Here is an 11,009-nt window from a genome sequence, read left to right as displayed (position 1 = left end):
CTTCTGCGACGGGATGATCGAGGAAATCGACCACGTCACCCAGGCCTGCCTGGGCGGGCACACCTGCGTGGTCAACGCCGATGGGCGGTGCAAGTTCTGTAACCAGGCCAAGGAAACCCCAGGATGGCAGGAATTCGTCATCTCCTGCGGGCCGCACCGGATGAAGATCGCTACCGGAATGGGGCCGACGTATCATTCCACCGCGCCCCCGGCGACAGGTTTTGCGCATCAGCCCTACCCGCAGTGCATGAGCGAAGCTGACTGGGTGCGCTCCTTCGAGGACTGGCTCAACCAGCCGCCTGGCACCGGGAGTGGTCCGCCGGATATCGAGGATATCCCTGCCTGATCGGCGGGCACCTGCCCGCTCGGGGAGTAAACGTGAGCTGGAGACAGCAATCGCCCCAGTCCAAATGAACTAGGGCGATTGGAAAACTTCCACTTACACTTGATGACGCCTTCGGGGAGAACGCACATATTCAGTTCCACGGCAGACGACATAAATCAGGAACGATATCGTGGTGACATACGGGCTAATCGGCAGTGCGCCAGCTAGCGCCAACAAGATACCGCCAACAACGGCCAATTCTGCGAACGCAATCGAGAGCACCACAGTCAGTACTGGATTGGAAGTTACACGCATTGCCGCAGCCGCAGGTGTAATCAGCAGAGCAAGCACCAGCAGCGCGCCAACCACCTGGATGGTAACTGCCACCGCAAGCGCCAGGATCACCATGAAAAAGATCGATAATCCAGAGGTGCGAACACCTCGGGCATTGGCTACCACCGGATCTACGGATGCAAATGTCAGTGGCCGCCACACAAGAATCAAGGCAAGTACAACGACAAGCGATAGCACCAGCATTCCAGTCAATTGCACATCGTCTACAGCAACTATCTGGCCGGTCAGCAACCCAAACTTGTTGGCGCTGCGCCCCTCATAGAGGGACAAGAACAAAATGCCAAGACCCAAGCCAAATGGCATCAGCACACCGGTAATGGAGTTGCGATCACGCGCTCTGGTCCCAAGGAATCCAAGAATGAGCGCTGCGACGAGCGACCCGAATACCGATCCCGTCACGACGTCAGCTCCGATGAGCAGCGCAAACGCGGCGCCTGCGAAGGACAGCTCAGCGATTCCATGAACAGCAAAGGCCATGTCGCGCATCATGATGAAGATGCCGATCAAGCCGCCGACAACGCCGAGCACGGCCCCAGCAATCAGCGAATTGGAAACCAGAGGCAAAAGCTGGGCGTAATCGTTAAAGTTAAATGCCTTGTCGATGAAGTCCGAAAAGTTCATGTCCCGCTCCTACTTCCCGGTTTCCAGATCGACGCCTTCAGCGTGGTCGTGCCCATCTGCCGGCATGGCGCTGCTCGCCGCCCCGGACACCACCACGATTCGCCCATTCACGCGAAGCACTTCCACCGGGGCGCCATAAAGTTCGGTGAGCACCGATGACTGCATAACCTCATCAACCGTGCCCAGATGGAAACGGCCTTCAGCCAGATAAAGCACTCGATCCACATACGGAAGAATCGGGTTGATTTCGTGAGTCACGAAAATAACAGCGCTTTCGCGTTCGACGGCCTGGCGATGGATCACTTCGCTGATGGCTTGCTGATGGTGCAAATCCAGTGACAGCAACGGTTCATCGCATAGCAATACCCTGGGGTTTCCGGCCAAGGCTTGGGCCGCACGCAGACGCTGCTGCTCGCCTCCTGAAAGATCGGATACCGGTCGGTTGGCGTAGCCGCTTGCCCCCACCATTTCCAGAAGCTCATCGACTTTTTGACGCACCGCACTTCGTCCAATGCGGATACCCAGCTTGGAACCGTCTACGCCTAGGGCAACGAGATCCCGGGCGCGCAATGGGACGTTGTCGCCAAAGGGGCGCTGCTGGGGAATCAAGCCAACGGCCGCCGATCCACGACGAACCGGGGCGCCTGCGATGGCTACGGAACCTCGATTCAGCGAGGTGGTTCCAAGCATGGTGTTAATGAAGCTGGTCTTGCCTGAGCCATTAGGGCCCAAAACTGCAAGAAACTCGCCCGCCGCGATGGACAGGTTGAGCTCATCCCAGAGCACACGCGACCCATAGGCCAAGCGTGCGTCCTCAAAGTGGACAATGGGGCTAGATGACATGGACTGCTTTCTGCACTGCGAGACTGTTGTTTTTCCGGCGACGAAAAACTGCGGCACCCGATGAGGTGCCGCAGTCAATCCTACCAGTTGCGATTCATTCGCAATACGTGCCCACGGGGTGAGCTTCGCCTAGTTTCCCTGCTTCTCCCTGCGCGGTGGAGAAGTGCGCTTCCGAGTCGTATCCGTGATCTCGCCAACCAGCACCTCGATCACATCCTCAAGGAACACCACGCCAAGGGCAGAACCGGCTGCATCAACGACCACCGAAAGGTGGTTGCCTTCCTGTCGCATCTCCTCCAGGGCCGCTTCGATTTCCGTGTCCTCGCCCAGCTGGCCCAATGGATGCAGCGGCAAATCTTGCAGCGGCTGAGTCGAATGCGCGTCGTCGATCAGCATCACGTCTTTCACGTGCCAATAGCCCACCGGAATATCATTTTTGGTGATCAGCATGCGCGAGAATCCGGTCTTGCCGACCTTCTTCTCGAATTCGCGAGCCGTGGTTTCGCCCCATTCCAGAGTGAACAAGTCATCCAGCGGAACCATGCAGCTTCGTGCGGTCACCGATGAGAATTCCAAGGCCTTGGTCAGTCGCAACGCGTTGTCTTCATCCAAGGTCCCCTCTTCGGAAGAGGTGTCGATGATCGAGCGCACCTCGGCCGCAGTGTAGGAACTTGAGACTTCATCCTTAGGCTCGATGCCAAAGGCATGCAACACCAGGTTGGCCATGCCGTTGAGCATCGAGATGATCGGCTTGAGCACCTTGGACAAGCCAACCAGTGGCATCGCCAAAAGCATGACAGCTTTATCAGCAACGGAAACCGAAATGTTCTTCGGAACCATTTCGCCGAAGGTGACGTGCAGGAAAGTCACCAGCACCAATGCGATCAAGAAGGCCGCGGTATCCGCAGCCGACTCCGGCATGCCGATCATGGTCAGCGGCTCCGCCAAAAGGTGGTGGATCGCAGGTTCGGAAATGTTCAGGATCAGAAGAGAACAGACGGTGATACCGAGCTGGCAAACGGCCAGCATGACCGAGACATGTTCCATGGCATACAGGGCAATCTTTGCCCGCTTATTGCCTTCATCGGCCAATGGCTCGATCTGCGAGCGACGAGCGCTCATCACGGCGAATTCGCCAGCAACAAAAAACGCGTTGAACAGCAACAGGACGACTAGCCACACGAGGCCCATAAAGTCATTCATTGCCGGCCTCCTGCTCCGCTGCCACCGGTTCGAAGCGGACCTGGGCGATACGCCGGCCATCCAGCTCGGTCACGGTGAAGGTGCCATGTTCCGTCTCGACCTGGTCGTTGAGTTCGGCCAAGCGGCCTAGTTCGGCAAGCATGAATCCACCGATGGTCTCGTAGGAGGACTCTTCAGGGATCACCTCGTGGTCGAAGTTCTCATTGACCTGGTCCGGCCGGAACATGCCGGGGAACAGCCAATTGCCGTTGGGCTGGGTGACCGCCTCTTCCTCGTCCTCGTCATGTTCGTCGGAGACTTCGCCAACGATTTCTTCGACGAGGTCTTCCAAGGTGACCAGGCCCGCGGTTCCACCGTATTCATCCATCACGATGGCGATCTGGAATTCCGCGGCGCGCAGTTGCTCCAGCAGCACATCGAGGTGGATGGTTTCAGGAACATACAGGGCGGCACGTGCGAACTCGCCCACCTGCAATGCAGCACGGCGTTCGCGCGGCACCGAGACAACCGCCTTAACATGGCAGATCCCCTGGATCTCATCGCTGGATCCCTCGATCACGGGGAAGCGCGAAAAACCGGTATCGGCGCTGACCGAGATCAGCTCGGATAGTGGCGCCTGCGAATCGATGGTGGACATGGATGTGCGCGGTGTCATCACATCCGCCGCGGTGCGTTCGGAGAATTCGATCGTGGATTCCACGAAGCGGGCGGTTTGAACGTCCAGGGTGCCCAGCTGGGCCGAACGGCGCACCAGCGAGGCCAATTCCTGCGACGAGCGAGCGGCGGAAATTTCTTCCTTGGCTTCCAACCCGAAGAAGCGGTGCAGCACGGCGTTGGAGAATCCGTTGAGCACCACGATGGCCGGCTTGAAGATCGCGGTGAAGACCAGCTGCGGACGGGCCAGCAGCTTGCCGATGGTCATTGCCTGGGCGATGGCCATGTTCTTGGGGACCAATTCGCCAATCAGCATCGAGAGCAACGTGGCCAAGACGAGTGAAACTACCACGGAAATGGCCACGGAGCTGGCTTCGGGAATACCGGTCTTTTCCATCAATGGTTCCAGCAGGGAACTCATTGCCGGTTCCAGAACGTAACCGGTGAGCAAGGTAGTCAGCGTAATGCCCAACTGGCAGCTGGAGAGCTGGGTGGACAGCGAGGTCAAGCATTGCAGCAGCGGCTTGGCACCGCGTTCGCCCCGATCGACGGCGTTTTGAACCGTGCTTTTGTCAAGGGCGACCAAGGAGAATTCCACGGCCACGAAGAAGCCGGTGCCGAGAATCAGCAACAGGCCAAGAAGTATGAAGAGCCAATCCATAGGTGGTTACCACCACCTGTTCATCGGCACGGGGATGAGAGGTTCAGTGCCGATTCGACGGCAACTAGAAGGCTCCAATCGGGAGCCGGAACCTGCTGAACATGGACTGAGTTGGCCGGCACTGCGCCCGCGGGCGGCACACCGGCTTGGAGAGTGTGATTCCATAGTGCGATTCAGTCTATCGAACGATGCCCTCATTGTGCACCACTTCAATGTCGTGGCGTTCAACGGTAGCTTCACCACGCTAAACGAGATGTTATACACGACACTTTCGTGAGATTACCTACGTCCCGTGGCCAACTACGCGTAAAAGTCACTAGACTGGTGCGCAGGTCTAGATATCTTGTGAGCCGTAGTGGTCGATTCACGTCCTCGGAAGACCACCGGCTCAGCTAGAACAACGTAGAAATCAGGGAAGAGGCGTTGCACGTGCCAGAGCAAGCACACCACCGACTTACTGAAGAGTTTGGTGGAAACGAGTGGCTAGTAGACGAGCTGTTCGAACAGTATCTCGTCGACAAGAACTCGGTAGATAAGAAATGGTGGGATATTTTCGAATCTCTCGCCGCCGACAAGAAGGCACCGGCAACGCAGCCGGCGCCAGCGGCGCCAGCAGCAACTACTGCAGCACCCGCAACGACCGGGCAGGGCACACCACGCGCCGCAACCCAGGCTCGGGCCTCCGAGCCAGCACCAGCTTCAAAGCCAGCGCCAGACGCTGAGGCAAAGAAGGCCGAGCCAGCGCCGAAGACCGCACCGATTCCGGCTCAGGCTCCGAAGGCCACCCCTTCCACCGAACTTTTCGGTGAGGAAAAGCGCACTCCACTGCGCGGGCCAATGAAGGCCATCGCCACCAACATGGATGCCAGCCTCGCCGTGCCGACCGCCACCACCGTGCGTGCGGTTCCGGCCAAAGTGATGATCGACAACCGCATCGTCATCAACAACCACCTCAAGCGCGCACGTGGTGGCAAGATCTCCTTCACCCACTTGATCGGCTTCGCCGTGATTCGCGCACTGAAGCAGATCCCATCGATGAACGTGACCTACGATGTCATCGACAAGAAGCCAACTGCGATCCAGCCGGCTCACGTGAATTTCGGTATCGCGATCGACATGCCAAAGCCAGATGGCACCCGCATGCTCGCCGTGCCCAACGTCAAGGCTGCGGAGACCCTGAGCTTCAACGAGTTCTGGGCCACCTATGAAGATCTGATCAAGCGTGCCCGCGGCAACAAGCTGACCGCCGACGATTACGCTGGCACCACGGTCTCGCTGACCAACCCAGGTGGCATCGGCACCGTTCACTCGGTCCCCCGCCTGTCCAAGGGCCAGGCCGCCATCATCGGCGTTGGCGCACTGGAATACCCTGCCGAGTACCGCGGCTCGTCGGAAAAGACCGTCGCTGCCCTGGGTATCGGCAAGCACATCACCCTGACCTCCACCTACGACCACCGTGTCATCCAGGGTGCCGGTTCGGGCGAATTCCTGAAGCTGGTTGAATCCCTCCTGCTCGGCGAGCAGGGCTTCTACGACGAGATCTTCGAGCAGCTGCGCATCCCTTACGAGCCAGTTCGCTGGGCCGTTGACAACCAGGTCGACATCGACCTGCAGGTCAACAAGGTCGCCCGCATCCAGCACCTGATCAACTCCTACCGGGAGCGCGGCCACCTGATGGCCGACATCAACCCGCTGGAATACGTCCAGCGCAAGCACCCGGACCTGGACATCAACAACTACGGCCTGACCCTGTGGGATCTGGACCGCGAGTGGATCACCGGCGGCTTGGGCGGCAAGGATCGCGCACTCTTGCGCGATATCCTCGGCACCCTGCGCGATGCCTACTGCCGCACCATCGGCACCGAGTACATGCACCTGCAGAACCCGGAAGAGCGCGAGTGGTTCCAGGCCAAGCTGGAGTCGCGCTATGCGAAGCCAACCCGCGAGGAGCAGCTGCGCATTCTGAGCAAGCTGAACTCCGCCGAGGCTTTCGAGACCTTCCTGCAGACCAAGTTCGTCGGCCAGAAGCGCTTCAGCCTCGAAGGCGGAGAATCGCTGATCCCGCTGCTGGATGCCATCATCTCCGATGCCGCCGACGACCAGCTGGACGAAGTCGCCATCGGCATGGCCCACCGCGGCCGCTTGAACGTGCTGACCAACATCGCCGGCAAGACCTACGCACAGGTCTTCCGCGAATTCGAAGGCACCGCTACCCCGGGCTCGGTCCAGGGTTCGGGCGACGTGAAGTACCACCTGGGCACCGAGGGTTCCTACACCTCGGATGCAGGCAACCAGACCAAGGTCTACCTGGCCGCCAACCCTTCGCACCTGGAAGCGGTTGATCCGGTGCTCGAGGGCATCACCCGCGCCAAGCTGGATCGACTGGGCTCGAAGAACGAAGTGCTGCCAATCCTGGTGCACGGCGACGCGGCCTTCGCTGGCCAGGGCGTGGTCTCCGAGGTGCTGGCCATGAGCCAGCTGCCCGGCTACAAGACCGGCGGCACCGTCCACGTGATCGTGAACAACCAGATCGGCTTCACCACCGCTCCGAGCTCCTCGCGCTCTTCGGTCTACGCCTCGGATGTGGCGCGCACCGTGCAGGCACCGATCTTCCACGTCAACGGGGATGACCCGGAGGCAGTGGTCCACGTGGGCCAGCTGGCCTTCGAGTACCGCCAGAAGTTCGGCAAGGATGTCGTCATCGACCTGGTGTGCTACCGCCGCCGCGGCCACAACGAAGGCGACGATCCTTCGATGACCCAGCCGATCATGTACAACCTGATCGAGGCCAAGCGTTCCACCCGCAAGCTGTACACCGAGGCCCTGGTCGGCCGCGGCGACATCACGCAGGAAGAGGCCGAGCACGTCCTGGCCGAGTACAAGGAGAACCTGGAGCGCATCTTCGCCGAGACGCATGCGGCCCAGACCTCCCCGATCCCGATCATCACCCCGGGCTCGACCATCAACGACCTGGAGAAGCCATTCGCCCAGGCAGCCGATGAGAACACCATCGACGGCGCCCGCGGTTCGGCCATCTCCGCCCAGACCTTGGCACATATCGGTGCAGCCCACGTTCAGATTCCTGAGGGCTTCACGATGCACACCAAGCTGAAGTCGCTGCTTGAGCGCCGCGAGAAGATGTCCCGCGAGGGTGGCATTGACTGGGGCTTCGCCGAAGTCGCCGCCCTGGGTTCGCTGTCCATGGAAGGCGTGCCAGTTCGCCTGGCCGGCCAGGACTCGCGTCGTGGCACCTTCGTGCAGCGCCACTCGGTCTTCCACGACCGCGAGAACGACAACGAGTGGTACCCGCTGCACAACCTGAGCGAGGACCAGGCCCCGCTGTGGATCTACGACTCGCTGCTCTCCGAATACGCAGCGCTGGGCTTCGAGTACGGCTACTCGGTAGAGCGCCCGGATGCGCTGGTGATGTGGGAAGCCCAGTTCGGCGACTTCGTCAACGGCGCGCAGACCGTGATCGACGAGTTCATCTCCTCGGCAGAGCAGAAGTGGTCGCAGTCCTCCTCGCTGGTCATGCTGTTGCCACACGGCTACGAGGGCCAGGGCCCAGACCACTCCTCGGCACGCATCGAGCGCTTCTTGCAGCTGTGCGCCGAGAACAACATGGTCGTGGCCCAGCCTTCCACCGGTGCCAACCACTTCCACCTGCTGCGCCGACAGGCCTACGCCCGTCCGCGCAAGCCCCTGATCGTCTTCACCCCGAAGCAGCTGCTGCGCCTGAAGGCCGCAGCAAGCTCGGTGGAGGACTTCACCACCGGCGGTTTCCAGGAGGTTATCGGCGATAACACCATCACCGATGCCAACGCCGTGGACAAGGTGCTGCTGTGCTCGGGCCGCGTGTACTACGATCTGGTCGCCGCGCGCAGCAAGGCGCAGGATACGAAGACCGCGATCGTGCGTGTTGAGCAGCTCTACCCGGCACCGTCCGAGCAGATCGCTGCCGAGCTGGCCAAGTACCCGAATGCCAAGGCTGCCTGGGTCCAGGACGAACCAGCCAACCAGGGTCCATGGCCATTCTTTGGCCTCTACGTTGCACCGCAGCTGGAGCAGAAGATCACCTTGGTCTCCCGCCCGGCATCGGCAGCAACCTCTGCAGGTAACGCAAAGCGCCACGACGCAGAAAACGCAGTGCTGCTGCAGCAGGCCTTCGCCCGCTAAAGCACCTCGCAACACTCAGCTGTTGTGACGTTGCCGGCGAGTTCTCCCAGGTAATTCTGGGGAAACTCGCCGGCAACTGCTCGTTAACCCGCCGTGGCGCTCCGGGGGCAAGGTGTGGCATTTATCCAGTATGGATCTCCCGCGATGCCGGGGACTTCACTGCTAAGGTGGGGATCGATTCATATTCTTGAAGCCAATGAAAGGTCGCCCAGTTGGAGTTACGCACAATCCGCATTACCGCAATCGGAGATGAGCTGCTGGCCGGACATGGGGACCCGCGCGGACTAGGCTGGTTCGGCCGTGTCATGGCTCGGACCCAGGACCCTGCGCTGCGCTTGCAGTCCTTCGTCCTGGCCGCCCCTGCCGAAGGCTCCGAGGCCCTGGCCGAACGCTGGATGGGCGAAGCCTCGCGGCGTTTCAGCGACCAATACGAGAATCGCCTGGTCATCGCGCTCTCCGATCGCGATGTGGATCTGGATGTCTCCACCGCCCGCAGCCGGCTGAACCTGGCCAACATCCTGGATTCCGCGTCGCAGATGAGCATCAAGGCGCTGCTGGTCGGCCCGGCCCCGGGACTGGATGACGCCCGCAATCAGCGGGTTGCGGAGCTCAATCGCGTGTATTCGGATGTGGCCCTGCGCCGCAACCACCACTATGTAGATACCTTCACTCCCCTGCGTGCCCACGCGCAGTGGCGCGCTGACCTCAATGCCTCAGGCGGAGTTCCCGGCCAAGCTGGCTACGGGCTGATGGCCTGGCTGGTTCTGCACCGCGGCTGGTACTCGTGGCTGGACATGCCAGAGCCTGGCGAGGGCTAAGGCACCCTGTGCCCGTTAGGAAAAACGGCGCAAAGTATGAAAGACTATTAGCCGGCCCGAACTATCGGGAAGATCCAATGATCCCTCTAAGGAGTCACCATGTCGAAGCGCGCTCGTAAGCGTCGCGATCGCAAGCGTGGCGGTGCCAACCACGGCAAGCGCCCAAACAGCTAAGCGAAGCGAACATAAAAAGAACCCCGTACCATTCGAGTTTGGCTCGAACGCTACGGGGTTTCTCTTTGCCTGCTAGTGGCCTGATTCCACACGTATCTGCGAGATCCGGGCGATGATGCTGGCCTTTAGCGCCTGCGGGGCCTGCTCTTGGCAGCTGCGGCGCACCACCGAACGGATAATGCACTCCAGGTCGTATTCCTCGGTGCATTCGGGGCAGCCATCCAAATGCGACTTGACCTCTTTGAGATCGCCGAGCGTCAGGGCACCGTCGAGGTACTCGTAGATGCGTACGATGCGGTCATCGGCGCAGTCACCCAATGAATTGCAATCCATCTTATTTCGCTCCTCCATCAGCCTTCGCGGCGCTCTTGTTGCGAGCCCCGGTGGCTATCCCACGGTCTGCCGCATAATCGGCGAGCAGTTCCCTCAAGTTCTTGCGTCCACGGTGCAACCGGGACATCACGGTGCCAATGGGCACACCCAAAATATCGCTGGCTTCCTTGTAGCTGAAACCCTCGACATCCACGAAGTACACCGCCATCCGGAAGTCCTCGCCGATGGCCTGCAGCGCGGCCTTCACATCCGAGTCCGGCAGGTGATCCAGCGCCTCAACCTCGGCCGAGCGCAAGCCGGCGGGCGAATGCTCCATCGCCGAAGCCATCTGCCAGTCCTCGACCGTGTCGGTACTGGTGCGCAGCGGCTCGCGCTGGCGCTTGCGGTACAGGTTGATGTACGTGTTGGTCAGGATGCGATACAGCCAAGCCTTGAGGTTGGTCCCGGGCTTGTACTGGTGGAAGGCCGAATACGCCTTGGTGTAGGCCTCCTGCACCAGATCCTCGGCGTCCGCAGGGTTGCGAGCCATGCGCAGGGCAGCCGAATACAGCTGGTCCACATAAGACATGGCATCGCGCTCGAACCGTTCGCGACGCTGTGCCTCGGACTCGGTGGCCACGTCGGGCAAATTCTCGTCCACACTCTTGTTGTTCATCACGCCTGAGTCTACGCGGTTGCTTGCGCTATTGCGCGAATTCGTCCGCGATCGGGTAGCGCTGCGGGTGCCGCGGGGCTCTTCGGCCACCACGCATGTGGTGCCGCCGGCTGTTGAAGTATCCTGTCTGATCGTCACACTGGGTATAACCATGGGATCCAAAACCTTATTCCCTCGCCGATCTCGGCTAGG

General features: G+C 60.4%; 9 protein-coding genes and 1 pseudogene. 4 read left to right on the top strand and 6 right to left on the bottom strand.

Annotation, left to right across the window (positions count from 1 at the left end):
• Positions 1 to 346 (top strand): annotated as a pseudogene (locus tag AC6CHO_RS16190) (HNH endonuclease); the annotation flags it as partial.
• 93 nt (positions 347 to 439) lie between these two features.
• On the opposite strand, the gene AC6CHO_RS16185 reads toward AC6CHO_RS16190, so the two are convergent.
• The 4 genes from AC6CHO_RS16185 to AC6CHO_RS16170 form a co-directional block, all read right to left on the bottom strand.
• A complete protein-coding gene (locus AC6CHO_RS16185) occupies positions 440 to 1,300 on the bottom strand; it encodes a metal ABC transporter permease (protein WP_498216474.1) in 861 nt (286 codons plus the stop codon).
• Positions 1,301 to 1,309: 9 nt separating this feature from the next.
• Positions 1,310 to 2,143: a metal ABC transporter ATP-binding protein gene (locus AC6CHO_RS16180; protein ID WP_498216472.1), complete on the bottom strand. Its 834-nt coding sequence runs from the start codon at positions 2,141 to 2,143 to the stop codon at positions 1,310 to 1,312.
• Positions 2,144 to 2,272: 129 nt separating this feature from the next.
• Complete coding sequence (locus tag AC6CHO_RS16175; protein WP_498216471.1) at positions 2,273 to 3,346, bottom strand: hemolysin family protein; 1,074 nt, start codon at positions 3,344 to 3,346, stop codon at positions 2,273 to 2,275.
• Complete coding sequence (locus tag AC6CHO_RS16170; RefSeq protein ID WP_498216470.1) at positions 3,339 to 4,661, bottom strand: hemolysin family protein; 1,323 nt, start codon at positions 4,659 to 4,661, stop codon at positions 3,339 to 3,341. The genes AC6CHO_RS16175 and AC6CHO_RS16170 overlap by 8 nt, the downstream gene beginning before the upstream one ends.
• A 429-nt stretch (positions 4,662 to 5,090) precedes the next feature.
• Here AC6CHO_RS16170 and AC6CHO_RS16165 point away from each other — a divergent pair, with 429 nt between their 5' ends.
• From AC6CHO_RS16165 to AC6CHO_RS16155, 3 genes are all read left to right on the top strand, one after another.
• Positions 5,091 to 8,837: a multifunctional oxoglutarate decarboxylase/oxoglutarate dehydrogenase thiamine pyrophosphate-binding subunit/dihydrolipoyllysine-residue succinyltransferase subunit gene (locus AC6CHO_RS16165; protein WP_498216469.1), complete on the top strand. Its 3,747-nt coding sequence runs from the start codon at positions 5,091 to 5,093 to the stop codon at positions 8,835 to 8,837.
• 212 nt (positions 8,838 to 9,049) lie between these two features.
• Positions 9,050 to 9,655, top strand: a complete 606-nt coding sequence (locus AC6CHO_RS16160) for a GDSL-type esterase/lipase family protein (protein WP_498216467.1) — start codon at positions 9,050 to 9,052, stop codon at positions 9,653 to 9,655.
• 99 nt (positions 9,656 to 9,754) lie between these two features.
• Entirely contained in the window at positions 9,755 to 9,829 is a 75-nt protein-coding gene (locus AC6CHO_RS16155; protein WP_369299107.1) for a 50S ribosomal protein bL37, read from the top strand.
• 72 nt (positions 9,830 to 9,901) lie between these two features.
• On the opposite strand, the gene rsrA is transcribed toward AC6CHO_RS16155, so the two are convergent.
• Both rsrA and AC6CHO_RS16145 read right to left on the bottom strand, forming a co-directional pair.
• On the bottom strand, positions 9,902 to 10,162 hold the full coding sequence (gene rsrA / locus AC6CHO_RS16150) for a mycothiol system anti-sigma-R factor (protein ID WP_444664544.1): 261 nt from the start codon (positions 10,160 to 10,162) through the stop codon (positions 9,902 to 9,904).
• 1 nt (position 10,163) lies between these two features.
• Entirely contained in the window at positions 10,164 to 10,817 is a 654-nt protein-coding gene (locus AC6CHO_RS16145) for a sigma-70 family RNA polymerase sigma factor (RefSeq protein WP_084793157.1), read from the bottom strand.
• Positions 10,818 to 11,009: the final 192 nt, after the last annotated feature.

This window comes from Glutamicibacter sp. GQ173 (assembly GCF_059759215.1).
Note: the sequence above shows the minus strand (reverse complement) of the source record. Positions and strands in the feature narration are given on the sequence as shown.

Bases quoted from the DNA above. Each gene is read 5' to 3' on its own strand.
- AC6CHO_RS16185 (WP_498216474.1), bottom strand. From the start codon at position 1,300: ATGAACTTTTCGGACTTCATCGACAAGGCATTTAACTTTAACGATTAC.
- AC6CHO_RS16180 (WP_498216472.1), bottom strand. From the start codon at position 2,143: ATGTCATCTAGCCCCATTGTCCACTTTGAGGACGCACGCTTGGCCTAT.
- AC6CHO_RS16175 (WP_498216471.1), bottom strand. From the start codon at position 3,346: ATGAATGACTTTATGGGCCTCGTGTGGCTAGTCGTCCTGTTGCTGTTC.
- AC6CHO_RS16170 (WP_498216470.1), bottom strand. From the start codon at position 4,661: ATGGATTGGCTCTTCATACTTCTTGGCCTGTTGCTGATTCTCGGCACC.
- rsrA (WP_444664544.1), bottom strand. From the start codon at position 10,162: ATGGATTGCAATTCATTGGGTGACTGCGCCGATGACCGCATCGTACGC.
- AC6CHO_RS16145 (WP_084793157.1), bottom strand. From the start codon at position 10,817: ATGAACAACAAGAGTGTGGACGAGAATTTGCCCGACGTGGCCACCGAG.